Origin of the sequence: Stenotrophomonas sp. SMYL8 (assembly GCF_036320065.1) — a bacterium.
Classification (GTDB): domain Bacteria; phylum Pseudomonadota; class Gammaproteobacteria; order Xanthomonadales; family Xanthomonadaceae; genus Stenotrophomonas; species Stenotrophomonas maltophilia_A.
In genome coordinates this window covers 32,359-57,634 of sequence record NZ_JAWIRR010000008.1, presented here as the reverse complement: position 1 = coordinate 57,634, position 25,276 = coordinate 32,359, and the positions used below count along the sequence as shown (strand labels likewise).

Here is a 25,276-nt window from a genome sequence, read left to right as displayed (position 1 = left end):
TCGGCGGTCGTAGGGCGGGAGTGAAGGCGATGGCACGCCTTCTTCACCGCACGCCTTCTTCACCGCACGCATTCCTCCACGCATGGCGTGGATCTACTGACCGCATTCGCTCACTGCGCCAGGTAGCCACCATCGATGGCGTAGTACGCGCCGGTCGCGAACGAGGCATCGTCGCTGGCCAGCCAGGCCACCAGCGCCGCCACTTCCTCGGCCGTACCCAGCCGCTTCAAGGCGTGACGGCCTTCCAGCGTGGCGCGCACCTTCGGGTCCATCTTCTCCAGCAGGGGTGTGCTGATGAAGCCCGGGCCGACCGCGTTGACACGAATGCCGTCGGCGGCATGTTCCCACGCGGCTGTCTGGGTCAGCCCGACCACGCCGTGCTTGGCCGCCGCATAAGCGGTGGAACCGGCATACCCCACCTGGCCCAGGATCGAGGCCATGTTGATGATGCTGCCGCCGGTTCCAGCGGCTCGCATTGCCCGGATCTGCGCACGCTGGCACAGGAACACACTGGTGAGGTTGACGTCGATTACCCGCTGCCAGCCATCGATCGGATAGTCACCGCTGCTTGCGGCCGGCCCGCCGATACCGGCGTTGTTGACTGCCACATGCAGGCCGTCGAGTTCCTTGATCGTGCGCTGCACCGCCGCCTCCACGGCCGCGTCGTCTGTAACGTCCAGCGCAATGCCGATGGCCTGTGCACCGGCACTGCGCAGCTGCGTCACGGTGGCATCGACTGCATCCTGCTTCAGGTCCCAGACCGAAATACGGGCACCGGATGCGGCCAGCGTCTGCGCCACGGCCAGGCCGATACCGGACACGCCGCCGGTCACGATCGCGGTCTTGCCGGTGAGCTGGTAGTCAATCATCTGCGTTCTCCATCAGTGGGGGTATCGATGTGACCTGCAATGGCCAACCGCCCCACCCTACGCGCCCGCTCGTGATGGCCCGGCCGACATCGCGTCTACGGGTGATCGTTCCAGCCATGAAACCTCAACTCAAGTTGATGTATGGAATTGCGTACGGATATGCATGCAAAACGCTGGCGTATGTTCGGCGGCATTTTCACTTTGGCCGTAATCGTCAATCGTTTTGACCATATTGAAATCAAAAGCGCGCGAATCAAGGCGACAATGGGAAACGTTTCCAGTTTCTTCGACACATTCCATTCAACCTGGTGTTCCCCCACCATCCAGCGTGCCCACGCCCCTGCTTCCCAGCATGTCTGCACGGGTAACGACGGGATCTGCATCTGCATTGCAGAGCGCGTGGGCGAGGTAATGCCAGCGTCCACCTCCAAAGCACGTGCCGAGCGATGTCCCGATATTTCACTTTTGCTGATTACCGCCGCTTCGGCCACCGCCATGGCTTCGATTACCGCGCCGACCCGGAACACCTGCGCGACGACCAGTGGGCCGGCCATGGCGAGGTCAACGAGCAGTTCCTGCGCGGCGGCATGAGCCTGATCGCCTCCGACGTCCATAATCGCTTCCCTTATGTAGCCACCGCCCAGCAGAGTCCCGGCCTGGCCATCCGCGTGATGCTGCAGGGCCAGGTTGATGTGCGCATTCCGCGACGTGGTGGTTTCACCCTGCGTGCTGGTACGGCGATGACCGCGCACCACCGCGAACAGGTTGAGATGACGGGTGCGCATCCTGGCGAAACGCGCATGCGCGGCGTCAGCGTGATGGTGCCCGGCCAGATCGATCCGGACCTGTTCCAGTTGCCACAGTTGGAGACCGCGCTCAACACCCACCTGGAATGCCGCCACTGGGCCATTCCGCATACCCTGCTGCCGGTGCTGGGCCAGCTGTTCGAAAGCCCATGGGAGGACGGCATCGACGCGTTGTGGCGCGAAGGCGTCGCACTGCAGCTGCTGGCCGTTGGGCTGAAGGCCGAGGATCTGCAGACCGACCATGTACGAACGCTGCGGGCTGGCCAGCGCGAGCGCCTGGAGCGCGTGCGTGCCTACCTGCATGACGATCCCAGCCACGCGCATAGTCTGATCGAACTGGCCCAGCTGGCCTGCATGAGCCCAAGTTCGCTGCGCCGTCATTTCGCCCAGCAGTACGGCTGCTCGGTGTTCGACTACCTGCACGAACAACGCATGCGCCACGCCGAGCAGGGCCTGCGCGAAGACGGCTGGACTGTCGAGCAGGCTGCGGCCGCCAGTGGCTACCGTCACCCCAGCAACTTCGCGGCTGCGTTCCGCAAGCGTTTCGGCCTGGTACCCAGCCGCTGGCGCACCGGACCCTCAAAGGTCGGATAGCAGCTTCTGCTTCACGCCATCGCGGATGCCGGCCAGCGGCCGGCACTACCGCGGCCGCCTGAATCGACCTGCCATGGCTCCGCTCTGGTAGGTGTCGACCTTGGTCGACACGCTTTCACACCATCACGGAAGCCGGCCAGCGGCCGGCACGACCGCAGCCGCCTAATCAACCTGCCATTGCTCCGCTCTGGTAGGTGTCGACCTTGGTCGACACGCTCTCACACCATCACGGATGCCGGCCAGCAGCCGGCACGACCGCGCACCGCCGGGTATCGCGCACCCGGCGCACCCCATCAACCTCAATACACCGGCAGATCGATGTAACTGGCCTGCGCCGCGCTGTGCCAGACCCGCTGCGTGGCCTTCTGGTAATCGCCGGGCTTGGCCAGGTAGACGTTCGGCACGTAGGTCTGCGGGTTGCGGTCATACAGCGGGAACAGACTGGACTGCACCTGCACCATCACCCGGTGCCCCTTCTGGAAGGTGTGGTTGGCGTTGGGCAGGTCGAAGCGGTACGGCAGCACCTCGTTGGCGGCCAGCGGCTTCGGATCGCTGAAGCTCTCGCGATAGCGGCCACGGAAGATCGCCAGCGACACCGGCAGCTCGTAGCCGCCCATCTCCGGCGTCGACGCTTCCTGGTCCGGATACACGTCGATCAGCTTCACCACCCAGTCGCTGTCGGTGCCGCTGGTCGAGGCCTGCAGGTGCACCACCGGCGCGCCGCCGATGCGCAGCGGCGCGGTTAGCGGTTCGGTGATGAAGGTCAGCACGTCCGGGCGGCCATCAACGAAGCGCTGATCCTTGACCAGCCAGGTGGTCCACATGTCGCGGTCACCGAAACGCACCGGACGCGGCACGAACGGCACCGGCTTGGCCGGGTCGGACACGTATTCCTCGAAGTCGCCCTCGCCCGCCGCCGGTGCCTGGAACGCCAGCTTGCCGCCAGCACGCAGGTACAGCGGCTTGCTGCTGGCAGCACAACCCTTGTCGCAGCTGCGTGGCCAGCCCTTCAGGCGATCCCAGTGGTTCTCGCCGGTGTTGTAGATCAGCACCGGCGGCGTGTCCGCCTTCGGCGCACCGTCCACCAGGTACTGGTCAAAGAACGGCTTGAGCACATCACGGCGGAACTGCAGCGCGGTATCACCATCGAACTTCAGCGCGCCCAGCTCGCTGCCACTATAGTTCACCTGGCTGTGCCGCCACGGCCCCATCACCAGATAGTTGCGGTTGTTGCCGCTGTCGCGCCCTTCCATTGCCTGGTAGGCGTGGTTGGCACCCCACATGTCCTCCTGATCCCACAGACCCTGCAGCCACATGGTCGGCACCTTCAATGGCGTCTTCGCCATCACCGCGTCCAGCGCCTGGCCCTGCCAGAAGCCGTCATAGGCCGGGTGCTCCACCAGTTTCTTCCACCAGGTCAGCTGGTCCACGCCGGTGAAACGCGCGTAGTCGCCGGCCGAACCGATACGCAGGAAGGTGCTGTAGTCATCGTAGCCGAGGCTGGGCAGCGGCGTGCCCTTGCCGCGCTTCTCGGTCTGCATCGCGAAGTAGTTGAAATTGACCTGGCGGAACGCGCCGTAGTTGAGCCAGTCGTCGCCCATCCAGCCATCCACCATCGGGCTCTGCGGCGCGGCCACCTTCAGCGCCGGGTGCGGGTCGGTCAGCGCCATCACCACGGTGAAGCCCTCGTACGACGAGCCGAGCATACCGACCTTGCCGTTGCTCTCCGGCACGTTCTTCACCAGCCAGTCGATGGTGTCCCAGGCGTCGGTGGAGTGGTCCACCTTGGTGTTGTTCAACGGCCCGCGCAGCGGCCGGGTCATCACGTAATCGCCCTCGGAGCCGTACTTGCCGCGGATGTCCTGGAATACGCGGATGTAACCGCCATCGACAAACACCTCGTCGCCCTGCGGCAGCAGGTCGCGCATGCGCGGCGAATCACTGCGGCTGGCGCGGCCAGCTGCGTCGTAAGGCGTGCGGGTGAGCAGGATCGGCGCATTGCGCGCGCCCTTGGGCACCACGATCACCGTATACAGCTTGGTGCCATCGCGCATCGGCACCATCACCACGCGCTTGTCGTAGTCACGACCGACATCAAGGGCAACGAAGGGCTTGCCGCTGATGTCCGGGGTCATCGGCGGGGTTTCGACGGCCAGCACGGTGCTGGACAGGCAAAGGGCAATGGCTACAGCGACGGCACGCACACGCATGGACAACCCCTCCCGGCAGGAAAGCTTCAAGCCTACTCCTGCCTTGAGCCGTGAAGTGTGTGCAGGCTTTGCATTCTGCGGTGGATGCAGGCAGGACTGATGGCACATGTGCGGCCGATGCGCTCGTCGACAACCGGTCGTGGGGGGGGGGGGGGGGGGCGCGGCCGGCCCCCGCGCCCCCCCCCCGCCCCGGCCGGCCGGCCCCGCCCCCCCCCGGGCGGCGCCGGGGCGGGCCCCCAATCTACCCCCCGCCGGCCCCCGCGGGGGGGCCCCCCCCCCGCCCCCGGCACTACCGATCAGGCTGCCGTTACCTCATGCAGCACCAGCCAGCGCCAACGCCCCTCTTCCTGCCGCAGCACCGCCAGCGATTCCCGCCATACGGGCTCGCCGCCATCGATCGCATGCCCTTCGCGATAGCGCAGCACCGCCAGCGGTGAAGGCGCTTCCACCGCCTGCACGGCGTCGATGGAAATCTGCAGCCCTGGACGCGCGCCATGACCACCCGCGAACAGTGCCTGCACGGCCTTCCGGTCCAGCCTGCGACCCGCGATGCCGACCATGCTGAAGTCCGCGCAGAAATGCGCCATCAGGTCCTCCAGTGCGTCGGTGCCGACGTCGGCGCGGAACCAGGCCTGCAGCTTGTCGTGCAGGTGGTGGACTTCGTGTTCTGCGGTGGTATCCATCAGGTGTTCTCCGGTTGCGAAAGGGTGAGCAACTGCGGCCGGCGCAGCAACGTCATCGGCAGCAGGGTAAGCAGAGCGGACAGACCCAGCGCCACGCCGGTGGCGCGGGCCGGCAGCCACTGCATGGCCAAGGCCAGCAGCAGCGCGATGGCCGCGGTGCCCAGGCAGAAGCTGAGCTGGCGGTTGAGGTTCCAGAGTGCGCTGGCATCACCCAGCGCCTCGCCCTCGACCCCATGGAAGGCCAGCGTCTGCGCCGTGCTGCTGCACAGGCTGCCGCCGGCGCCCATCAAGGCAAACAGCCATGCTGCAATGGCAAAGACCGGGTGTGGCAGCAGCGCCATCAACAGCAGGCCGCTGGCCTGCAGCAGCATGCCCGTACGCAGTACCGTGGCCGGGCCGAAGCGGGTCAGCAGGCGCTTGCTGGCCGTGATCGCCATGGCCGAGGCCAGCGCCCAGGGCAGCATCAGCGCGCCGATGCGCGCGGCACTGTAACCAGCCTGGTGCAACTGCAGCGTGCTGACCAGCTGGCTGCCGATGAATACACCGGGTACTGCCAGGTAGACCAGCATCGCCAGGCGCAGGCCGCGATGGGATAGCAATGACCAGCGCAGCAGGGGTTGCGCCTGCTGCCGTGCATGCCGCAGGTGGGCCGCCGCCAGCAGCAGTGCGACCAGCAGCAACACGACACCCGCGCCGCGATGTCCGGACTCGCCCAGCCAGGTCAACGCCAGCAGCAGCGCGCCCAGCGCCAGCATCGCGGTGGACAGCGCATAGGCCTGCAGGCGTGGCGCACTACGCGCGCCGTCGGCCGGCATCCACGCCAGCACCAGTCCAATCGCCACCACGGCCAGCGGCAGGCTGACCCAGAGCACACCGCGCCAGGACAACCACTGCACCAGCAGCCCACCGAGCGCAGGCGCCAGTGCCGGCACCAGCAGCGCCACCAGCAGGATGCGGCGGGTCAGCGCGCCACGCTGGTCAGGCGTGCACTGTCGGTACGCTGCCGCTTGTGCCACCGGAATCAGCAGGCCACCAGCCAGGCCCTGCAGCAGGCGCCAGCCCAACAGCCAGCCAATACCCGGTGCAGCCCCGGCCAACACTGCGGAGGCGGCGAACAGCAGCAACGCCACCAGCAGCAGGCGACGCTCACCGCAGCGTGCGGCCAGCCAGGGCGCCAGCGGAATCACCACGCTCAGGCCCAGCATGTAGGCGGTGCCGACCCAGGCCAGGGTACCGACGTCGGCATGCAGTTCCGCCGCCAGCGCCGGATAGGCCACCGTGGCGATGAACATGTTGACCAGATCCAGGGCGAACACCAGCAGGAAGATCGCCTCGTGGCGCAGGCGGGGGGACGGCATCGGCGGCGCTCCAGCGGGGAAGCGGCCAGCATGCCGTGCGGGCTTTGTTGGAAAAACACGACGACAGCTGCAACACTGTCAAATCTGTTTTGACAATGAATGCCCATGGTCAGCCTCGATCGCTTCGATATCTTCCGTGCCGTGGTCGAGGCGGGCAGCCTGACCGCAGCGGCCGATCGCCTCGGCCTGAGCCGTGCGGTGGTCAGCTTCAACCTGAAGCGGCTGGAGCAGGAGCTGGGTGTGACCCTGCTGCTGCGCAGTACCCGCCACCTGGCCCTGACCGACGCTGGCGAGCAGTTCCTGCAGCACTGCGTGCAGGCGCTGGATTCCGCACAGGCGGCGATCGATGCCGCACGCCGCGACCAGCACCAACTGCAGGGTGTGTTGCGCCTCACCACCACCCCGGAGTACGCGCAGCTGCGCCTGATTCCCGCACTGGAAGCCTTCCGTGCGCGGCATCCGGCCCTGCAGCTGCACCTGTCGACCTCACCGGCGCCGGCCGACCTGATTCCCGAACGTTTCGACCTGGCGATCCGCCTCGGCCGTCTGCCCGATTCGGGCCTGCATGCCAGTGAACTGGAACGGCACCCACTGTGCGCGGTGGCGGCTCCGTCCCTGCTGGCACGCCTGCCCTCTGCCGATGCTGCCGATGACCCCGTGCAGCTGGGCACCCTGCCCCGCCTGGGCTACCCGCGCCTTGCCGATGTGCCGGTGATTGCACCTGACGGCAGCGACGCGCTGTTTGCCACCAACCCGGGCAATGCAGTGGTGCGCGTGGATGGCGCCAGCAGCCTGCACGCCTTTGCCATGGCCGGCGCCGGGGTCACCGTGCTGCCACGCTGGCTGATCGAGGACGACCTGGCCCAGGATCGCCTGCGCCCGGTGCTGCGCCAGCACCGCTTCCCACAACAGAGCGTGTACGCGGTCTACCCGCACAGCACGCAGCCCTCACCGAAGGTGCGGCAGCTGATCGACTTCCTGCGCGGGTGGTTCGTCACCTGAAAAGGGGACGGAGGGGATTAAGTCGTTTATGCATAAACGACTTAATCCCCTCCGTCCCCTTTTTTGCACGGCCCCTTGCGGGGCCATGCCTTCAGGCATCAGCGCAGCACCTGCTCCACCAGCTGCACGTCCACTGTCTGCAGTGGTTCGGCGGCGTTGCGCGACAGTTGCACCTGGTAGGTGCCGCCGTCGATCTTCCACTGGCGGGCCTGCGCATCGTAGTGGGCCAGGGTCTTCGGCTCGGCTTCGATGCGGATGCGGCGCTGTTCGCCCGGCTGCAGGGTCACCTTGTCGTAGCCGATCAGGCGGATCGGCGTGGTGCTGCCGGCCGGCAGTTTCAGGTACAGCTGGGCGACGTCGGCACCGGCGCGCTTGCCGGTGTTGCGGATGTCGACGCTGGCGACCAGGCGCGGGCCTTCCACGCTCACCTTCAGGTTTTCATAGGCGAACGAGGTGTAGGACAGGCCGTGGCCGAAGGCGAAGGTCGGGGTCAGGCCCTTGGCTGCCATCCACTTGTAGCCGACGTTGGCACCTTCGATATCGAAATCGAACACATCACCAAACGGCTTGGCCGGCTTGAAGCCGAGGCCGTCGATGTGCGGGCGCGGCAGCTGCGATTCGTCCACCACCCAGGTCACCGGCAGGCGGCCGGACGGATTGACCTGGCCGGTCAGCAGCGCGGCAATGCCTTCGCCACCGCGGATACCCGGGTACCAGGCCTGCAGCATCGCCGGCACCTGCGCCAGCCACGGCGTGCGCACCGGGCCGTTGGTTTCCAGCACCAGCACGGTCTTCGGGTTGGCCTTGGCCACCGCCGAAATCAGCGCGTCCTGATTGTCCGGCAGCTGCATGTCCGGCAGGTCCACCGATTCGGCCGCCCACTGGGTGGCGAACACGATGGCCACATCGGCCTGCGCGGCGGCCTTGGCCGCAGCGGCGGCATTGGTGCCATCCACATACTCGATGGTTGCATCCGGACGCGCCGCACGCAGCGACTCCAGCGGCGAGGACGGGTGGAAGATCACCGGGCCCGGCCAGGTGGTCGGCAGCACGCCCGGCACCGCGTTGGTGCCCTTGGCGGTCACGCCCACCATCGATGAACCACCACCGCCGATCACGCCCTTGTCGGCATGGCCACCGATGATGACGATGCGCTTCACGCTGTCGGCCAGCGGCAGCAGGTTGCCTTCATTGCGCAGCAGCACGCTGCCTTCTTCCACCGTGCGCTGGGCGACGGCGAAACCGGCCTCGGCGTCGACCTTCTGGTGCTGCGGCGGGTTGTCGAAGTTGCCGTGCAGGAACATCGTGCGCAGGATGCGCGCCACCATGTCGTTCAGGCGCGCCTGCGGCACCACGCCGCCATGCACGGCCAGGCGCAGCGGTTCATCGAAGAACACCGCCGCATCGAACACTTCACCGGCCGACTGCTGGTCCAGGCCGGCCAGCGCCGCCTTCGAGCCACTGTGCACGCCGCCCCAGTCGGACATTACAAAACCGGGGAACTTCCATTCCTGCTTCAGCACCTGGTTCATCAGGTAACCGTTCTCGCAGCCGTAGGTGCCGTTGATCTTGTTGTACGAGCACATCGCCACGCCCGGGCGGCCGGCGTCCAGCGCGATCTCGAAGGCCAGTAGGTCCGACTCGTGCATGGCCTGTTCGCCGATGCGCACGTCGTGGAAGTTGCGGCGGGTCTCCATGTCGTTCAGCGCGAAGTGCTTCATCGACGAGATCACGTGTTGGCTCTGCACGCCCTGGATCAGGGCGCCGACCATCGAACCGGCCAGCAGCGGATCTTCACCGGCATATTCGAAGTTACGGCCGTTGCGCGGGTCGCGCTGCAGGTTGACGCTGCCCGACAGCAGGATGTTGAAGCGCTGCTGCCACGCTTCGCGGCCCATGGTCGCGCCGCCGGCAAAGGCGACCGCACGGTTCCAGGTGGAGGCGGTGGACGGGCCCGACGGCATTGCCGTGGCGAAATCACCCGGGCGGATGCCACCGGGATTGGTCACGCCGACGCCGGCATCGGCCGACTGCTGCGATGGAATGCCCAGCCGCGCCACGCCCGGCACGAAACCGGCCGACCCGACCGCGCCTTCCGGCAGCGGGCCACCGTCCTTGCCCAGCCCGAAGTAGCTGTGCAGCAGCTGGAACTTCTCATCCTCGGTCATCGCCTTCAGCAGCAGCGCAGCGCGCGCATCGGCATTGAGGGTGGTGTCCATCCATGGCGTTTCGCCGTGCTTGTCGGCGGCATAGGCCAGGGTCAGCAGCGTGGCACGCAGGGCGCTGCCTTCCACCTTGAACGGTGCACTGCTGGCGGCCTGGAAGCCGTCGCTGAAATAGCTGGCATCCGCTTCCAGCGCCACACGCGCCGGATCAAAGCCTGCCGCCTTGGCCGATTCACCGGCCACCGCGCCAAGCAGCACCGCCGGTGCGCCCAGCCGCGAGCGCGTGACCAGCGCCGGCAGCTGCGCGGCACCGGCACCGGCGTCGGTGTAGACCGCCACGGTGTGGCGACCATCGTCCAGGCGCAGGTAGTTCAGGCCCGGCTGGTCCGGGCCGGACTCAGCGGCAATCGGCAGCCGGGTCAGCACGGCCTGACCGCGCTGGGTCTGGCCATCGTCCTTGCCCGCCGCAATGAAGCGGTACGCGTAGCCCAGGCCGTCGGCCAGCACCTGCAACGGATCGACCTGGCCGATGCCGCGCTGCACCTGGCGCACGCTCACCGCGTCCACCTGCAGGGTCTTCAGCTGGGCGGCCAGGGCCGGCATGGCCTCGGCGGTCGGGGCCTGTTCCAGGGTCAGCACAGTGAACGCGGCGGGGTCGGCCCAGGCCGGGGCGGCCAGTGCGGCTGACAGGGCCAGGGACAGTGCAAGCGGCTTTGTAAACGTTTTCATCGGCAGGCGTAATTCCGTTGCCAAGGCAATCGGTCCAGGGAAAGTGCCGCCGAAGGGTGCAGCGTTCATGCCGCGCAGGGGTTGCCAGGCAACGTCCCGCAGGCCGAAGGACGGGCCGGTCTGCGCCTGGGACCCTCCTCCCGGCGTGACAACCTTCCTGTCCGGGCCGCGCAGGGCGACCCAATCATGTGAAGATTGTGCGAGGGCGTTCACACCTGTCAACAGGACCTAAGTCACGGGCCGACCCCAGCCACTGGTTATCAGGCCATCACCGGCGGTCATCAGCGCGCCGCGCGAGGCTGCTGATAATGAGGGTCCCTGGCCACGAATCGAGCCCATGACCGTACACCGCGACTTCGATCATCTCTGGCGCGACCGCTGTGATACCTCCAGCCAGCGCGCGCCGCGCGTGCTGATCCGGGTGTTCGTGGCCCCCGGTGAGCTGGAGCGCAGCGTGGCGTTCTACGAGCAGTTGCAGGGCGTGGTGGCCGATGCCGGGTTCCCGTTTCCGGAGGCCGGCCTGCGCCTGGCGATGGTCGGTGCGTTCCTGTTGATCGAGGGCAGCGAGGCGGCGCTGGCGCCGTTCACTTCGACCACGGGGACGCTGCTGGTCGATGACGTTCGGCCCTATCACGACAAGCTGGTGGCGGCTGGCGCTGAAATCATCTTCCCGCTGCAGGTGGTCCCGACCGGGGCGGCGTTCAATGCGGTGCATCCCGATGGCACCGTGGTCGAGTACGTGCATCACCGGCCCGACCCGCACGGGCGGTGAGGTGACGGCCGGGCTGCGCCCGGCACCCGCGATAGTGCCGGCCGCTGGCCGGCAACCTCAGAAGCAACAGCCGAAGCAACAGCGGGCTTCCTGTGGGGTGGCGGGGTGGGTCCGGTTGCGGGGGACGGCGCAAGTACGTCCATGTAGCCTCGATCGCGCCATCCATGGCGCTCACGCCCCCGCAACCGGACCCACCCCGCCTTGGACAATTCGCCGCAATCTGCAGTAGATCCACGCCATGCGTGGATGTTCTTCGATCAATCGTCGAATCAATCGATTTCGATGGAGATTCATCCACGCATGGCGTGGATCTACAATTCCTCCATGTCCTCTCCCGCCCTGCCCTGGAATGGCACGCTGCTGCTGGATGCTCACGTGGCCGTGCTGCAGGGCCACGCCGGTGGCAGCGATACGCACGCGCACTACGCCCATCAACTGTTGCTGAGCGACGGCGCGCTCTGGCAGGTCGAGGTTGATGGGGTGCGGCAGCAGGGCCAACGGCTGTGGCTGCCGTCATTCCAGCCGCACGCAATCCTGTCGGCGCCGGAAGCGGGCTGTACGGTGTTCCTCGAGCCCGCACATGCCGATCCCGGGCAGATCGAGCAGCACCTGCACGCGCTGCCGGGCAACGCGCTGGAGCTGCACGACTGGCTGCCGCAGCTGAGCCGCCCGCAACCGCTGGACCGCCGCGTGCAGGCCGCGCTGTCCCGTATCGCCCAGCACCTGCCCGGGCCGGTGCCAGCCGCCGATATCGCCGAGGCGGCACATCTGTCGACCAGCCAGCTGCATCGACGCTTCCAGTCCGATCTGGCGGTGACCCTGCGCGGCTGGGTGCTGTGGCAACGGCTGCGCAGCGCACTGATGCATCATCTGCATGGGCACAGCCTGACCGACAGCGCGCATGCGGCCGGATTCGCTGACCTGGCCCATCTGTCGCGCAGCCTGCGCCGCATGTTCGGCATCAGTGCCGCGCAGCTGCAGGGCCTGCAGCTGCACGCGGCCTGACACGGCCTGACACGGCCGATCATTCGCGCCTGCGCAGACCTTCCGGCAGCTCCGGTACCTCGCCATGCGGCAGTTCGCGGAACGGCGCCAGCAGCTGCCCGGGATAGTCACGCGGATAGTCCGGCTGGCTGCCGATGCCGAGGTCGCGTTGCTGCAGCCGATAGCCGGGCGCATCGAAGGCGGTCCCCAGCAGGTGATCCCAGACAGTCAGGAACAGGCCGAAGTTGACGTCGCCGGCGGTGCCGTAACGCATGTGGTGGAAGCGATGCAGCGGTGCCCAGGCCATCACCCGGCCCAGCACGCCGGGGCGCATGTCCACGTTGGAATGCTGCAGCAGCAGCTGGATGGCAATGGCGAAGGCCAGCACCGCAGCCACCGGCATCGGCAGGCCCAGCACCAGCAGCGGCAGCACGCCGCCCACCGCTTCGGCCGCCTGGTGCAGCGGGTGTTTCATCAGACCGTTGAAGCCATACATGCGGGTCACGCTGTGATGCACCGCATGCAGCCGCCACAGCCAGCCGATGCGATGGCTGGCGTAGTGCACCAGGGTGATGCCGAGATCGGCGCAGATGACGGCCAGCAGCACCTGCAGCGCGAATGGCCACTGCAGCGGCCAGGCCTGCCACGGAATGATGGCTGCCAGCAGTGGCACCGCCGCGATCGACAGCAGGTTCAGGCTCTCGTTGACCAGCGCATGCAGGGTGTCACGCAGGCTGTCGCCGTGATCGTGGTTGAACGCGGGGTCATACGGCCAAGCACGTTCGGCAGCGAACGAGACCGCGATGGCAACTGCCAGCAAGGCCAGCAGCCATAGCGGGTCGCCGTGGAGGTGGCCGACCCAGGCCACGGCGGCGGCAACGAAACCCAGCAGGAACAACGGGGCATACAGGCGGAGCATCCAGTGCTTCATGGGCAATCCGGAAAGTAAGGGGCCTGCATGCTGGCGCCGCGTATGGGGCGCCGGCTTGAACAAACGGCGCAACCCGGCGCGCTCCCCGGTGGATGACCATCGTGGACGGCACCACGTTTCCCACATCCATGCATGGCGTGGATCTACAATGGCGCCCTCATCGCGCCCGGGACCGGCATGGATTCCTTCAACCTGATGCGTGCCTTCCGCCGCATCGTCGAACGCGGCGGGCTGGCCCGCGCCGCCGAAGACCTGGGCATGTCGCCGGCCGGCCTGAGCAAGCAGCTGCGCACCCTGGAAGCGCACCTGGGCGTGGTGCTGCTGCAGCGGACCACGCGGCGCATGAGCCTGACTGAGACCGGCCACGCCTATTACCGCGAATGCTGCCGCCTGCTCGACGAGCTGGAGGCGCTGGAACGCGGCATCGCCGAACAGCGCGGCGACGTGGCCGGGCGCCTGCGCGTCAATGCACCGCAATCATTCGCGCTGAGCACGCTGTCGCCGCTGCTGCCGCGCTTCCTGCAGCAGCACCCGCAGCTGTCGCTGGACCTTGTGATGGAAGACCGCCTGCTCGATGCGGTGGGCGAAGGTTTCGATGTGTCGCTGCGGTTGCGTGCCGAGCTGGATGACTCGCGGCTGGTGGCGCGCCGGCTGGCCTCGCTGCAGCAGGTGCTGTGCGCGGCCCCGTCCTACCTGCGGCAGCATCCGGCACCGCAGGCGGTGGACGATCTGCAGACGCACAGCGTGCTGGCTTACAGCCTGTCCGACTCGCCCGGCAGCTGGCCGCTGCTCGGTCCTGATGGGCAGGTAACGATCACCCTGCCGGCGCGCGTCACCGTCAACAACAGCCTGCTGCTGCGCGACCTGCTGGTGGCCGGCATGGGCATCGGCGCCCTGCCCTCGTTCCTGGCGGCACCGGCGCTGGCCCGTGGCGAACTGCAGCAGGTGCTGCCCGACCACCGCTATCCGCCGCGCTTCGTGCATGCGGTCTACCCCACCTCGCGCCACCTGCAGCCCAAGGTGCGTGCCTTCATCGATTTCCTGCACGCCGAGCTGCCCGGCTGCGCTGGCCTGGATTCGTAACCGCCAGCGAAAACTGAGCTGCCCGCGGCGTGCTGTTTCAGACGCGCCGCGCTGCCTACTCTGCCGCCTCCCCTCTCACCGATGGCAGGCAGATGTCTTCCGTTCCTTCCCCCGCCACCGCCGCGCCGGTGGTCGATTTCTTCCACGACGTGGTCTGCGGCTGGTGCTTCGTGCTGGCCCCGCGCCTGCAGCAGGTCTCCGCCGAACTCGGCATCCAGGTGCGTCACCGCAGCTTCGTGCTGCAGGACTCGCGCGCGCAGATGGTCGAGGTGTTCGGCTCGATGGAGCGCGCCAAGGCGATCATCCTGCGCCACTGGACCGACTGCGCCGCGCATGAAGACACTGCGCGCATCGATATCGAAGGCATGCGCGCACAGGACTTCGAGTATCCGTCCGGCTGGCTCGGCGCACTGGCCTGCCAGGCCGCCGGCATGCTCGGTGGCAACGACGCCCATGGCGCGATGTTCGATGCCGTGCAGTGGGCGCACCTGCACCAGCACCGCAACATCGGCGACGCCGAAGTACTGCTGGATATCGCCGAAGCACTGGGCCACCTGCGTGGCGCCTTCGCTGACCACATGCGCAGCGACGCAGCAGCCCGGCGTGTGCAGGCCGACCGTGCCGAAGCCGCGGCCCTCGGCATCCGCTCCATTCCCACCGTGATCGGCGGCAACGGCCTGCGCCTGCAGACCCTGCCGCTGCCGCAACTGCGCCAAGCCCTGGCGCACCTGGTCGCGGCCTGAGCCGCACCGTCCCCCACCCTGCAAGGAGATTCCCCATGACCTCACGTACCCTGGCCACCGCGCTGGCCCTGCTGCTGGCCGGCACCACCGCTTCCACCACCGTGTCCGCGCACGAACGCGTTCCCTCCGGCCAGCAGGTCGGCACCAGCCCCTGGGGGCCGAAGGACGAGATCGGCCGCCTCAACCTGATCACCGACGCCTCGCGTGCGGCGATCCTGTCGCGGGTCAACGGCGGCAAGGCCTATGACCTGGCCACCGAATACTACGTCGGCATGCCCAGCTGGCAGGATGCCGGCGACCCGCACTACCAGTTCTGGATGACCCACACCCCGCGCGGCACGGTGATGGACGACCCGATGGGCGTGGGTGAAACCATGAATCTCACCCGCAGCTACACCGGCACCGCGTTCTCGATGTACAGCCACACCGGCACCCACATCGATGCGCTGAACCACTTCGGCATCCATGGAAAGATCTGGAACGGCTTCGAGGCCGACAAGCACCTCGGTGACCGTGGCTGGAACGTCACCGGCATCGAGAAGTTCCCGCCGCTGATCGCGCGTGGCGTGATGATCGACGTGGCAGGCGCCAAGGGCGTGGACATGCTGCCGGACAGCTACCGCGTCACCCGCCAGGACCTGAAGGATGCGCTGGCACGCCAGCAGGTGAAGCTGCAGCAGGGCGACGTGGTGCTGATCCGCACCGGCCGCATGCGCCTGTTCGAACAGCCGAAGGCGTACATGGCCAACCCGCCGGGCATGGGCCTGGACGCGGCGCGCTTCCTGGTGGAGGACAGCGGCGCGATGATCGTCGGCGCCGACAACCTCAGCTTCGAGACCTTCCCCTCGGAGGTGTCCGACGACTACGTGCCGTTGCACACCTACCTGCTGGCCCAGCAGGGCGCGCCGATCATCGAGCTGGTGGCGCTGGACGAACTGGCCCGCGACAAGGTCTATGAGTTCGCCTTCATCGGCGGCCCGCTGAAGATCCGCGGCGGCGATGCCGCGCCGCTGCGCCCGGTCGCGCTGCCGGTCCGCCCGTAACCGGGAGTGCCCGTGCCTGTAGGTGCCGACCCTGGTCGGCACCGTTTTCCCATCCACGCATGGCGTGGATCTACTGGGGAGAACCCTGGTAGATCCACGCCATGCGTGGATGCTTTAGCCCTTCAGCAACCTGAAACCCGACCTTCCGATTTCATTAGTAATTCTACTCACAACGCGAGTAGCATGTCCGGTCTCAGCCCCTGATACCGGCCCGTCGATACTCGCGCCATGCCTGCCGTTTCCGCCCGTTCCTGCCGCTTCCAGCCTGCCCGGCACCTCTCTTGGAGGACCGGCTGATGGGCGCCGTCGTCGCCCTCGACCGGCTGCTGGACGGCCGCCAGTTGTGGCGCGGCCCGGCCCGGCAGGGGCCGGCCAGTGATCATCTGGCCAGCGGGCACCCGGCACTGGATGCGCGCCTGCCCGGCGGTGGCTGGCCGGCCAGCGGGCTGTGCGAGGTGCTGCAGGCCGCGCCCGGCGTGGGCGAGCTGGCCCTGGTCTGGCCGGCGCTGGCCAAGCTGAGCCTGCGTGACCGCCCGATCGTGCTGGTCGCCCCGCCCTATCGCCCGCATGCCCCGGCCTGGGCGGCAGCCGGGCTGGACCTGGCCCAGCTGCAGATCATCCACGCAGCGCCGAAACAGGCGCTCTGGGCCACCGAGCAGTGCCTGCGCTCTGCGGCCTGCGCGGCGGTGCTGTGTTGGCCACACCAGGCCGACGACCGCTCACTGCGCCGGCTGCAGGTGGCTGCCGACAGCGGCCAGTGCCTGGGCTTCGTGTTCCGCGAGGCGCAGGCAGCGCGCAACCCCTCCCCGGCCAGCCTGCGCCTGCAGCTCGACCACGGCCAGGTACGGGTGCTGAAGTGCCGTGGCGGTCTGCCACCGGCGCAGCCGTTGCCACTGGCCATCGCCCACTGAGGCCGCGTCATGCATTGGGCCTGCCTGTTGTTGCCGCAGCTGGCACTGGACAGCGTGCTGCGCCTGCAGCCGGACCCGCAGCGGCCACTGGTGCTGCTGCAGGGGCCGGCGCAGCGTCGCGTGCTGCGAGCGGTCAGCCCGTCGGCACGCGCAGCGGGACTGCGCCCGGGCATGCTGCTGTCGGCCGCACAGGTGCTGGTGCAGGACATGCACCTGCACGACTACGACCCGAACGCCGAACAGCACACCCGGCAGCTGCTGGCCAGTTGGGCCTACGCCTACAGCTCGCAGGTCAGCCTCGATTTTCCGCACGCGCTGGTCATGGAGATCGGCGCCAGTCGCGCCCTGTTCGGTGACTGGCTGACGATCGAAAAGCGCCTGCGCGGCGAACTGCATGAGCTTGGTTTCCGCCACCGCCTGGTGGCCGCACCCACCGCGCATGCCGCGCGCGTGCTGGCCAACGTCCACGACGGCCTCGGCATCGATGCGCAGCAGCTGCCAGCGGCACTGGCGCAGCTGCCGTTGCCGCGCTGCGGCCTGCCCAGCGAAGCGGTGACCGTGCTCGGTCGTTCCGGTCTGCGCACGCTGGGTGCGGTGCTCGAACTGCCGCGCGACAGCCTGGCCCGGCGCTTCTCACCCGAGGTGCTGCAGCAACTGGATGCGCTGCGCGGCCTGCCCACCGCGCCACTGCGCTACTACCAGCCACCGGACCGTTTCGATGCACGCATCGAATTCGAATACGAGATCGAATCCAGCCAGGCCCTGCTGTTCCCGCTGCGCCGCCTGCTGCTGGACCTGGCGGCCTTCCTGTGCTCGCGCGATGGCGGCGTACAGCGCTTCGACCTGCACTTCGAGCATGACCTGCTGCCGGCCAGCGTGCTGACCATCGGCCTGCTGGCACCCGAGCGCGATCCCGCGCTGCTGTTCGAGATCGCACGCAACCGCATGGAAGCGTTCGCCCTGCCCGCTGGCAGCCGCGCACTGCGCCTGCAGGCCGAACAGCTGCCACCGTTCGTGCCCGCCGCGCGTGACCTGTTCGATACCCGGCCGGCACAGGCGATGCCCTGGAACCAGCTGCGCGAGCGCCTGCGGGCGCGGCTCGGCGATGACGCCGTGCAGCCGCTGGCGGTGCAGGCCGACCATCGCCCCGAACGCGCCAGTGGCACCCAGCCCGCGGTCAAGCCTCCGTCGTACTGGCCGCTGCGTCCGGGCTGGCTGCTGGACACGCCGCAACCGCTGCGTGATCCCCGCCTGCGCATCGTCACCGGGCCGGAGCGGATCGAATCGGGCTGGTGGGACCAGGCCGATGCGCGGCGCGATTACTACGTGGTGGAAACCGCGCATGGCCAGCGCGGCTGGGCTTTCCGTGAGCGCAATGATCCACATGCCCCGTGGATGCTGCACGGCTGGTTCGGCTGAGCCGCCATGCACAGCGAACTGCCCGGCTACGCCGAACTGCACTGCCTGTCGGCCTTCAGTTTCCAGCGTGGCGCCTCGATCGCCGAAGAACTGTTCGCGCGCGCTGCCGGCCAGGGCTACCGCGCGTTGGCGATCACCGACGAATGCTCGCTGGCCGGCATCGTGCGCGCCTGGCAGGCCGCCAAGACGCATGGCGTGGCGCTGATCGTCGGCGCCGAATTCCAGATCGAGGACGGGCCGAAGCTGGCCCTGCTGTGCACCGACCAGGCCGCCTACGCCGGCTTGTGCCAGTTGATCACCACCTGCCGGCGGCGCGCGGCCAAGGGCGAATACCGCTGCCTGCGCGAGGACCTGCTCGGCCTGCCCGGCGGCCTGCTGTGCCTATGGCTGGACCGGCAACCAGCGGCCACCGATCTGGAACTGCTGCGCGCCGGCTTCGATGATCGGCTGTGGCTGGCGGTGGAGCTGCACCATGAGCATGACGACGCGCGTCGCCTGCAGCAGCTGCAGGCCTTCGGCGAACGCCACCACCTGCCGCTGGTGGCCAGTGGTGATGTGCACATGCACGTGCGCCGCCGCCGCGCCCTGCAGGACACACTGACCGCCATCCGCCACCGCTGCAGCGTGGCCGAGGCCGGCTGGCGCCTGTTTCCCAACGGCGAGCGCCACCTGCGCCCGCGTACCGCGCTGGCCCAGCTGTATCCGCCCGAACTGCTGGCCGAGACCCTGCGCATCGCCGAGCGCTGCCACTTCACCCTGGAGCAGCTGCAGTACACCTATCCGCGCGAACTGGTACCCGAGGGCCACGACCCGGACAGCTGGCTGCGCGTGCTGGTCGAGCGCGGCATCCCGTGGCGCTGGAAAGGCGGCATCGAACCGGCACAACGCAAACAGATCGAGCACGAACTGGCATTGATCCGGGAAAAGAACTACGCCTCGTACTTCCTCACCGTGCAGGACATCGTGCGCTTCGCGCGCAGCCAGGACATCCTCTGCCAGGGTCGTGGCTCGGCGGCCAACTCCGCGGTGTGCTTCGTACTGGGCGTGACCGAGATCGACCCGGCACGCAGCAACCTGCTGTTCGAGCGCTTCATCTCCGCCGAGCGCGACGAACCACCGGATATCGACATCGACTTCGAACACGAGCGCCGCGAGGAAGTGCTGCAGTATGTATTCAAGCGCTATGGCCGCGAGCGCGCCGCCCTGACTGCGGTGGCGATCAGCTACCGTGGCCGCAGCGCGATCCGCGACGTGGCCCGTGCACTCGGCCTGCCGATGGACCAGGTCAACGAACTGGGCGCGGCGATGGACCACTGGGGCGGCCATGTGCCGCTGCCGGAGACCCTGCGCGAGCGCGGCTTCGATCCGGAAACCCCGCTGATGCGGCGACTGCTGGCGCTGACCACCGAACTGATCGACTTTCCGCGCCACCTGTCGCAGCACCCGGGCGGCTTCGTGATTTCCGAGCATCCGCTGTCAACCCTGGTGCCGGTGGAGAACGCGGCGATGGCCGACCGCACCGTCATCCAGTGGGACAAGGACGATCTGGATGCCACTGGCCTGATGAAGGTCGACTGCCTGGCGCTGGGCATGCTCACCGCCATCCGCAAATGCCTGGCGATGCTGCAGCAGCATGGCCTGCACGAAGGACGCATGGATGCGATTCCTCCCAAGGATACGAAGACCTACGACATGATCTGCGCCGCCGACACCATCGGCGTATTCCAGATCGAGTCGCGCGCGCAGATGGCGATGCTGCCGCGCCTGCAGCCGCGCACCTTCTACGACCTGGTGATCGAAGTGGCGATCGTGCGCCCTGGCCCGATCCAGGGTGACATGGTGCACCCCTACCTGGAACGGCGAAGGATCCTGCGCGAGCAGGGTCCTGACGCGTTGAACGATCCAGACAATCCACTCTATCCAGCGCGGCTGGAACGCGTGTTCGCGCGCACCCTCGGCGTGCCACTGTTCCAGGAACAGGTCATGCAGTTGGCGGTGGAAGCGGCCGGCTACACGCCGGGCCAGGCCGATGCCCTGCGCCGCTCGATGGCGGCGTGGAAGCGCCGTGGCGGCCTGGAACCGCATCGCGAGAAGCTGCTGGCCGGCATGCTCAAGAACGGCTTCAGCCGCGAGTACGGCGAGCACCTGTTCGAACAGATCAAGGGCTTCGGTGATTACGGTTTCCCGGAAAGCCACGCCGCCAGCTTCGCCCTGCTGACCTATAACAGCTGCTGGCTGAAATGCCATCACCCGGCCGCGTTCACCGCCAGCCTGATCAACAGCCAGCCGCTGGGCTTCTACAGCCCCGACCAGCTGCTGCAGGACGCGCGCCGGCACGGCATCCGCGTGCTGCCGGTGGACGTGCGCCACAGCGACTGGGACTGCACCCTGGATTTCAGCAGGGGCGCGGCCGCGATCCGGCTCGGCCTGCGCCTGGTCGATGGCTGCAACGAGCCCGCCGTGCAGGCCATCATGCGCGAACGTGCGCGGCGCCCGTTCGACGATGTGGGCGACCTGTGCCAGCGCACCGCCCTGGACCGCCGCCAGCAGGGCCTGCTGGCCGATGCCGGGGCGCTGCGTGGGCTCAGTGGCCATCGCCATCGTGCACGCTGGGATATCTCCGGCGTGGAAAACCGGCTGCCGCTGTTCGACCAGGCCCGCGCCACCACCGAAGCCCGCGTGCCACTGCCACTGCCCAGCGCCTGGGAAGACATGCAGGCCGATTACCGCAGCACCGGCACCACGCTGGGCCGCCATCCGATCTCGTTCCTGCGCGCGCAACTGCGCAGCCGTGGCTGCCTGGATGCCGCACAACTGGCTGCCCACGGCCATGGCCGGCGCGTGCGCATCGCCGGCCTGGTGCGCATGCGCCAGCGCCCGCAGACCGCCAGTGGCGTCACCTTCCTCACCCTTGAAGACGAGACCGGCATGATCAACGCCGTGGTCTGGCGGCACCTGGCCGATCGCCAGCACCGGGTGCTGGTCGATACCCAGCTGATGCAGATCGATGGCCGCCTGGAACGCGTCGATGGCGTGCAGCACGTCATCGTGCAGCGCATGCACTGCCTGGATGAACTGCTGCAGGGACTGCGCAGCCACAGTCGCGATTTCCACTGACGATACACAACGTCACACAACGAACTGGCCATTGCCGGTCCGCATCCGCTATCGTCGGCACATCCAAGGAAGGACGACCCGATGTCCCGTGCGCTGCTGCTGACCACCCTGGTGGTCTCGACCCTCGCCCTGCTTGTTTCCGGCTGGACCGCCTGGAACCTGCATCGCAGCCAATCGCCACAGCGCATCATCGAGGCACGCGGGCTGATCATCCACGATGCAAGCGGCCAGCCGCGGGTGATTCTCGGCGCACCGGTTCCCGATCCGCTCAGCCAGGGCCGCACCCAGGGGCCGCGCGCCACTGCCTTGTCCGGCCTGATCCTGCTCGGCCCCGACGGTTCAGAGCGCGGCGGTTATGGCACGAGCGACCGCGGCGGCGAAGCGCTGCTGACCCTGGACGATGCCACCGGCACCACCGAAGTGTTCAAGGTGGTGGCCAATCCAGACCGTGGCGCCAGCCTGATGGTCAAGCACCAGAACAACACCGGCGCCATGCTCACCTCCTGGCAGGGCAAGCCGGAGCTGATGTTCGTCGATGACAGCGGCCAGTCCTACTACGTGCGCCCCGGCGCGAACGCCGCGCCTTGATCTGCTTCTGTAGCGTCGAACCATGCTCGACTACCGGTCATGTAGAGTCGAGCCATGCTCGACTGCTTCTACCAACAGCAGCCGAGCATGGCTCGGCTCTACAAAGGCGAAGCAAAGCCGAGCATGGCCCGACGCTACAAACCACACACCGCCGCCAGGTCATCGGCCAGCTGCCGCAGCTGCGCCGGTCCCAGCGCCGAGCACGTAATGCGCAGACCATGGCCCGGTGCCGCCACCGCGAACACTTCGCCGGCGCGCACATGCCATCCGCGCGAGGCCAGTGCCAGCACCTGTGGGTGGCTGTCGGCCGGCAACGGCAGCCACAGGTTCAATCCTTCCATCGGCTGCGGCGTCGGCATGCCATGCGCGCGCAGCAGCTCCTGTAGCGACTGCAGGCGCTGCTGGTAGCGCTCACCCGCCGAGGCGATCTTCGCCCGCTGCGTTGCCGACGCCAGCACCGAAGTCGCTGCATCCTGCAGCAGGTGGCTGACCCAGCCGGTGCCGGACGCCAATCGCAGCCGCAACCGCGATGCGGTCTCCTCATCGCAGGCCAGCCAGGCCAGCCGCAGGTCCGGACCCAGTGGTTTGGACAACGAACGCAGCACGGCCCAGCGACGACCATCCAGCGGCAGTACCGAGTGATAGGCCTGCTGCGAGAGCAGTGCGTAGTGATCGTCGATCAGCACCGCCACCTGCGGGTAGGCTGCCAGCAACTGCCGCAACTCCCGCGCCCGCTTCGCATCCAGGCTGGCCCCGGTCGGGTTGTGTGCCCGCGGGGTCAGCAGCACCGCGCGTGCGCCGGCCTCCAGCGCCTGCCGCAGCGAATCGACCTGCATGCCATGCGCGTCCACCGTCACCGGCAACGGCGCGTGGCCCACCGCGTTGAGCACGTTCAGGCTGCCGAGGAAGCACGGATCCTCTACCGCGATTCGATCCCCCGGCAGCAGCCATGCCGCCAGCAGGCGTTCGATGCCATCGACCGCGCCATGGGTCAGCTCCAGCGCATAACCCTCGGGGCAGTCCGCATCCAGCGAGCCCCGTGCCAGCACCTGCAACTTCGGGTCGACCGTGCCCACGCCGTACAGGCGCGGCGCCGCCGGCGCCACGCGCAGATTGGGCAGCAGGCGCGGGTCCGGGTTGCCACCGGCGAGGTCATGCAGGGCCAGCCCTGGTGTACTGCCCTCGCGTGCCAGCGTCGGCGGCAGGCCACGCACCACTGTGCCGCGGCGACCCGCCGTGCTGGCCAGGCCCGCCGCATCCAGGCGCTTGTAGGCAGCGGCCACCGTATTGCGGTTCACCCCCAGCTGCCCTGCCAGCTCACGCACCGGCGGCAGCACGCTGCCAGCCAGCAGGCGGCCCTTGCCGATGCCGTCGCGGATGCTGTCGAAGATCGACTCGGCGCTATGCCCGGTGATTTTCATTTTGTCCTATGCCAAAATATATCTTGTCCTGTGCCAGTGTATCCCACCCTGGCCACCCTGCATTGGAGGTGCCCGCATGCCCCTTGCCGCTGCCGACTGGCCCGTCGCCCAGTCCGTTGAACAGATCGCCGCCAACCTGGTCACGGTGCGCCAACGCATCGCCGATGCCTGCGCCCGCGTTGGCCGTGATCCGGCCAGCGTGCGCCTGCTGCCGGTCAGCAAGACCGTCGATGACGCCCGTATCCGCATGGCCGTGGCCGCCGGTTGCCACGAACTGGGCGAGAACAAGGTGCAGGAGGCGCAGCGCAAGGCCGAAACGATGGCCGACCTGGGCGTGCACTGGTCGGTGATCGGCCATCTGCAGACCAACAAGGCGCGCTACGTGGCGCGCTTTGCCAGCGAGTTCCAGGCGCTGGACAGCCTGCGCGTGGCCGAGGCCCTGCAGCAGCGCCTGCAACTGGAAGACCGCACGCTGGATGTGTTCGTGCAGGTCAACACCTCGGCCGAGCCGAGCAAGTACGGACTGGAACCCGACGCGGTCGAGGCCTTCGTGCAGCAGCTGCCGGCCTTCGATCGCCTGCGTATGCGCGGCCTGATGACCCTGGCCATCTTCACCCCCGACGTCGAGCGCGTGCGCGCCTGCTTCGTGCGCCTGCGCGAACTGCGCGACCAGCTGCAACGCACCGCCCCGCCCGGCCTTGACCTGTCGCAGCTGTCGATGGGCATGTCCGGTGATTTCGAAGTGGCCATCGAGGAAGGTGCCACCGTGGTCCGCGTCGGCCAGGCCATCTTCGGCGCCCGCGCCACCCCGGACAGCTTCTACTGGCCGAACAGCGGAGCCCCGGCATGAAGCACGCAGTCGTTCTGCAACACGTCGCCTTCGAAGACCTCGGCACCCTGCAGCCTTTGCTGTTGGCACAAGGCTGGCAGCTGCAGGTGCTGCAGGCCGGCGTCGATGCGCTCGATCCGGCCGAAGTGGCCGACCTGCTGGTGGTGCTGGGCGGCCCCATCAGTGCCAATGACACAGAGACCTATCCCTTCGTCACCGACAGCATCGCCCTGCTGCAGCGCCGGCTGCAGCAGCAGCGGCCAACCCTGGGCATCTGCCTGGGTGCACAACTGATGGCGCGTGCACTCGGTGCCAGTGTCGCTCCCAGCGGCGGCAAGGAAATCGGCTTTGCGCCACTGCTGCTGACCGATGAAGGTCAGCGTTCACCGCTGCAGGCCCTGCAGGGCATTCCGGTACTGCATTGGCATGGTGAGGCGTTCGAGCTTCCGGCCGGTGCACGCCGCCTGGCCAGCACGCCGGCCTGCCGCCATCAGGCCTTCGCCATCGGCAACCACGCACTGGCCCTGCAATGCCATCCGGAACTGGACGCCCGCCAGTTCGAGCGTTGGCTGGTCGGCCACACGCTGGAGCTGGCCCAGGCCGGCATCGATCCCAACGACCTGCGCGCGCAGGCGCGTCGCTATGGCGCACCACTGGCCGCGGCCGCCACCACGATGTTCGACCATTGGCTGCAGGACCTGCCGGAGACACCGCGATGAACTATCGATTGCAGATCCACCGCGATGGCGTCTATTGGGGCCACTTCGACTGCAGCGGCCCTGATGCCCTGCAGCGCATGGACGCCATCGCCGCACAACTGCCTGCGGATCAGGGCTTCCAGCTGAAGCGGCAGAAAGGTGTTGGCGAAGAGCGCATCCTGTCCAGCAATGCCGACGGCCTGCGCGTACTGGCTTCGCAGATCCAGTACCGCGACCTCTGACGATCGTCACGGTAGTGGCGGCCGCGGGGCGGGGCCGCGAGAAGCCCCCCCCGGGCCGGCACCACACCCCCCCGGGGAG

The 25,276-nt window shown here is 67.9% G+C and carries 22 protein-coding genes; 14 read left to right on the top strand and 8 right to left on the bottom strand.

The window, feature by feature from the left end; translation table 11 throughout:
* Nucleotides 1-110: 110 nt before the first annotated feature.
* The gene (locus tag V3B25_RS09045) at nt 111-869 is read right to left on the bottom strand and encodes an SDR family NAD(P)-dependent oxidoreductase (RefSeq protein WP_107431442.1); all 759 of its coding nucleotides are present in this window, start codon (nt 867-869) and stop codon (nt 111-113) included.
* 95 nt (nt 870-964) lie between these two features.
* Complete coding sequence (locus V3B25_RS09040) at nt 965-1,258, bottom strand: hypothetical protein (RefSeq protein ID WP_125894599.1); 294 nt, start codon at nt 1,256-1,258, stop codon at nt 965-967.
* A 57-nt stretch (nt 1,259-1,315) separates the two neighbouring features.
* Between V3B25_RS09040 and V3B25_RS09035 the strand changes: the two genes are divergently transcribed.
* Entirely contained in the window at nt 1,316-2,269 is a 954-nt protein-coding gene (locus V3B25_RS09035; RefSeq protein WP_049398445.1) for an AraC family transcriptional regulator, read from the top strand.
* A gap of 299 nt (nt 2,270-2,568) precedes the next feature.
* Here V3B25_RS09035 and V3B25_RS09030 read toward each other — a convergent pair whose 3' ends face one another.
* The 3 genes from V3B25_RS09030 to V3B25_RS09020 form a co-directional block, all read right to left on the bottom strand.
* Nucleotides 2,569-4,479: a CocE/NonD family hydrolase gene (locus tag V3B25_RS09030; protein ID WP_329810534.1), complete on the bottom strand. Its 1,911-nt coding sequence runs from the start codon at nt 4,477-4,479 to the stop codon at nt 2,569-2,571.
* 296 nt (nt 4,480-4,775) lie between these two features.
* Nucleotides 4,776-5,162 carry a DUF4440 domain-containing protein gene (locus V3B25_RS09025; protein ID WP_049422817.1) on the bottom strand — a complete coding sequence of 129 codons (387 nt, stop codon included), beginning with the start codon at nt 5,160-5,162 and terminating at the stop codon, nt 4,776-4,778.
* Nucleotides 5,162-6,520 carry an MFS transporter gene (locus V3B25_RS09020; RefSeq protein ID WP_049422818.1) on the bottom strand — a complete coding sequence of 453 codons (1,359 nt, stop codon included), beginning with the start codon at nt 6,518-6,520 and terminating at the stop codon, nt 5,162-5,164. Before V3B25_RS09020 ends, V3B25_RS09025 begins: the two co-directional genes overlap by 1 nt.
* Nucleotides 6,521-6,625: 105 nt before the next feature.
* Here V3B25_RS09020 and V3B25_RS09015 point away from each other — a divergent pair, with 105 nt between their 5' ends.
* Nucleotides 6,626-7,522, top strand: coding sequence for a LysR family transcriptional regulator (locus tag V3B25_RS09015; protein WP_329810533.1), 897 nt, complete (start codon nt 6,626-6,628; stop codon nt 7,520-7,522).
* Between the two features lie 98 nt (nt 7,523-7,620).
* Here V3B25_RS09015 and V3B25_RS09010 read toward each other — a convergent pair whose 3' ends face one another.
* Nucleotides 7,621-10,416: a glycoside hydrolase family 3 C-terminal domain-containing protein gene (locus V3B25_RS09010; protein WP_329810532.1), complete on the bottom strand. Its 2,796-nt coding sequence runs from the start codon at nt 10,414-10,416 to the stop codon at nt 7,621-7,623.
* A gap of 337 nt (nt 10,417-10,753) precedes the next feature.
* On the opposite strand from V3B25_RS09010, the gene V3B25_RS09005 reads away from it, so the two are divergent.
* Together V3B25_RS09005 and V3B25_RS09000 are read left to right on the top strand one after the other, a co-directional pair.
* Entirely contained in the window at nt 10,754-11,188 is a 435-nt protein-coding gene (locus tag V3B25_RS09005) for a glyoxalase/bleomycin resistance/dioxygenase family protein (RefSeq protein WP_021204492.1), read from the top strand.
* A gap of 300 nt (nt 11,189-11,488) precedes the next feature.
* Entirely contained in the window at nt 11,489-12,193 is a 705-nt protein-coding gene (locus V3B25_RS09000; RefSeq protein WP_329810531.1) for an AraC family transcriptional regulator, read from the top strand.
* Nucleotides 12,194-12,212: 19 nt separating this feature from the next.
* Here the strand turns inward: V3B25_RS09000 and V3B25_RS08995 are convergent, their stop codons facing one another.
* Entirely contained in the window at nt 12,213-13,103 is an 891-nt protein-coding gene (locus V3B25_RS08995) for a sterol desaturase family protein (protein ID WP_012511388.1), read from the bottom strand.
* Between the two features lie 132 nt (nt 13,104-13,235).
* On the opposite strand from V3B25_RS08995, the gene V3B25_RS08990 reads away from it, so the two are divergent.
* The 7 genes from V3B25_RS08990 (at nt 13,236) to V3B25_RS08960 (ending at nt 22,007) form a co-directional block, all read left to right on the top strand.
* Complete coding sequence (locus tag V3B25_RS08990; protein WP_193391257.1) at nt 13,236-14,186, top strand: LysR family transcriptional regulator; 951 nt, start codon at nt 13,236-13,238, stop codon at nt 14,184-14,186.
* Nucleotides 14,187-14,278: 92 nt separating this feature from the next.
* Nucleotides 14,279-14,929 carry a DsbA family protein gene (locus V3B25_RS08985; protein WP_012511389.1) on the top strand — a complete coding sequence of 217 codons (651 nt, stop codon included), beginning with the start codon at nt 14,279-14,281 and terminating at the stop codon, nt 14,927-14,929.
* A 35-nt stretch (nt 14,930-14,964) separates the two neighbouring features.
* Nucleotides 14,965-15,972 (top strand): cyclase family protein, encoded by a 1,008-nt coding sequence (locus V3B25_RS08980; RefSeq protein WP_329810530.1) that lies wholly within the window; start codon nt 14,965-14,967, stop codon nt 15,970-15,972.
* A gap of 296 nt (nt 15,973-16,268) precedes the next feature.
* Nucleotides 16,269-16,883 (top strand): translesion DNA synthesis-associated protein ImuA, encoded by a 615-nt coding sequence (imuA, locus tag V3B25_RS08975; protein ID WP_154352796.1) that lies wholly within the window; start codon nt 16,269-16,271, stop codon nt 16,881-16,883.
* 9 nt (nt 16,884-16,892) lie between these two features.
* Nucleotides 16,893-18,302 (top strand): DNA polymerase Y family protein, encoded by a 1,410-nt coding sequence (locus V3B25_RS08970; RefSeq protein WP_049422826.1) that lies wholly within the window; start codon nt 16,893-16,895, stop codon nt 18,300-18,302.
* Between the two features lie 6 nt (nt 18,303-18,308).
* Entirely contained in the window at nt 18,309-21,419 is a 3,111-nt protein-coding gene (locus V3B25_RS08965) for an error-prone DNA polymerase (RefSeq protein WP_329810529.1), read from the top strand.
* 81 nt (nt 21,420-21,500) lie between these two features.
* Nucleotides 21,501-22,007, top strand: coding sequence for a hypothetical protein (locus V3B25_RS08960; protein ID WP_012511394.1), 507 nt, complete (start codon nt 21,501-21,503; stop codon nt 22,005-22,007).
* Nucleotides 22,008-22,141: 134 nt separating this feature from the next.
* Here the strand turns inward: V3B25_RS08960 and ptsJ are convergent, their stop codons facing one another.
* Nucleotides 22,142-23,428 (bottom strand): transcriptional regulator PtsJ, encoded by a 1,287-nt coding sequence (gene ptsJ, locus V3B25_RS08955; protein WP_329810528.1) that lies wholly within the window; start codon nt 23,426-23,428, stop codon nt 22,142-22,144.
* A 76-nt stretch (nt 23,429-23,504) separates the two neighbouring features.
* On the opposite strand from ptsJ, the gene V3B25_RS08950 reads away from it, so the two are divergent.
* The 3 genes from V3B25_RS08950 to V3B25_RS08940 are packed head-to-tail and all read left to right on the top strand — an operon-like array spanning nt 23,505 to nt 25,197.
* Complete coding sequence (locus V3B25_RS08950) at nt 23,505-24,278, top strand: YggS family pyridoxal phosphate-dependent enzyme (RefSeq protein WP_329810527.1); 774 nt, start codon at nt 23,505-23,507, stop codon at nt 24,276-24,278.
* A complete protein-coding gene (locus tag V3B25_RS08945; protein ID WP_201116542.1) occupies nt 24,275-24,976 on the top strand; it encodes a glutamine amidotransferase in 702 nt (233 codons plus the stop codon). The genes V3B25_RS08950 and V3B25_RS08945 overlap by 4 nt, the downstream gene beginning before the upstream one ends.
* Nucleotides 24,973-25,197: a hypothetical protein gene (locus tag V3B25_RS08940; RefSeq protein WP_032129370.1), complete on the top strand. Its 225-nt coding sequence runs from the start codon at nt 24,973-24,975 to the stop codon at nt 25,195-25,197. The genes V3B25_RS08945 and V3B25_RS08940 overlap by 4 nt, the downstream gene beginning before the upstream one ends.
* The last annotated feature ends 79 nt before the right edge of the window (nt 25,198-25,276 follow it).

Coding starts and splice junctions, on each gene's coding strand:
- V3B25_RS09045 (WP_107431442.1), bottom strand. CDS start 869: ATGATTGACTACCAGCTCACCGGCAAGACCGCGATCGTGACCGGCGGC.
- V3B25_RS09040 (WP_125894599.1), bottom strand. CDS start 1,258: ATGCAGATGCAGATCCCGTCGTTACCCGTGCAGACATGCTGGGAAGCA.
- V3B25_RS09035 (WP_049398445.1), top strand. CDS start 1,316: ATGTCCCGATATTTCACTTTTGCTGATTACCGCCGCTTCGGCCACCGC.
- V3B25_RS09030 (WP_329810534.1), bottom strand. CDS start 4,479: ATGCGTGTGCGTGCCGTCGCTGTAGCCATTGCCCTTTGCCTGTCCAGC.
- V3B25_RS09025 (WP_049422817.1), bottom strand. CDS start 5,162: ATGGATACCACCGCAGAACACGAAGTCCACCACCTGCACGACAAGCTG.
- V3B25_RS09020 (WP_049422818.1), bottom strand. CDS start 6,520: ATGCCGTCCCCCCGCCTGCGCCACGAGGCGATCTTCCTGCTGGTGTTC.
- V3B25_RS09015 (WP_329810533.1), top strand. CDS start 6,626: ATGGTCAGCCTCGATCGCTTCGATATCTTCCGTGCCGTGGTCGAGGCG.
- V3B25_RS09010 (WP_329810532.1), bottom strand. CDS start 10,416: ATGAAAACGTTTACAAAGCCGCTTGCACTGTCCCTGGCCCTGTCAGCC.
- V3B25_RS09005 (WP_021204492.1), top strand. CDS start 10,754: ATGACCGTACACCGCGACTTCGATCATCTCTGGCGCGACCGCTGTGAT.
- V3B25_RS09000 (WP_329810531.1), top strand. CDS start 11,489: ATGGCGTGGATCTACAATTCCTCCATGTCCTCTCCCGCCCTGCCCTGG.
- V3B25_RS08995 (WP_012511388.1), bottom strand. CDS start 13,103: ATGAAGCACTGGATGCTCCGCCTGTATGCCCCGTTGTTCCTGCTGGGT.
- V3B25_RS08990 (WP_193391257.1), top strand. CDS start 13,236: ATGGCGTGGATCTACAATGGCGCCCTCATCGCGCCCGGGACCGGCATG.
- V3B25_RS08985 (WP_012511389.1), top strand. CDS start 14,279: ATGTCTTCCGTTCCTTCCCCCGCCACCGCCGCGCCGGTGGTCGATTTC.
- V3B25_RS08980 (WP_329810530.1), top strand. CDS start 14,965: ATGACCTCACGTACCCTGGCCACCGCGCTGGCCCTGCTGCTGGCCGGC.
- imuA (WP_154352796.1), top strand. CDS start 16,269: ATGGGCGCCGTCGTCGCCCTCGACCGGCTGCTGGACGGCCGCCAGTTG.
- V3B25_RS08970 (WP_049422826.1), top strand. CDS start 16,893: ATGCATTGGGCCTGCCTGTTGTTGCCGCAGCTGGCACTGGACAGCGTG.
- V3B25_RS08965 (WP_329810529.1), top strand. CDS start 18,309: ATGCACAGCGAACTGCCCGGCTACGCCGAACTGCACTGCCTGTCGGCC.
- V3B25_RS08960 (WP_012511394.1), top strand. CDS start 21,501: ATGTCCCGTGCGCTGCTGCTGACCACCCTGGTGGTCTCGACCCTCGCC.
- ptsJ (WP_329810528.1), bottom strand. CDS start 23,428: ATGAAAATCACCGGGCATAGCGCCGAGTCGATCTTCGACAGCATCCGC.
- V3B25_RS08950 (WP_329810527.1), top strand. CDS start 23,505: ATGCCCCTTGCCGCTGCCGACTGGCCCGTCGCCCAGTCCGTTGAACAG.
- V3B25_RS08945 (WP_201116542.1), top strand. CDS start 24,275: ATGAAGCACGCAGTCGTTCTGCAACACGTCGCCTTCGAAGACCTCGGC.
- V3B25_RS08940 (WP_032129370.1), top strand. CDS start 24,973: ATGAACTATCGATTGCAGATCCACCGCGATGGCGTCTATTGGGGCCAC.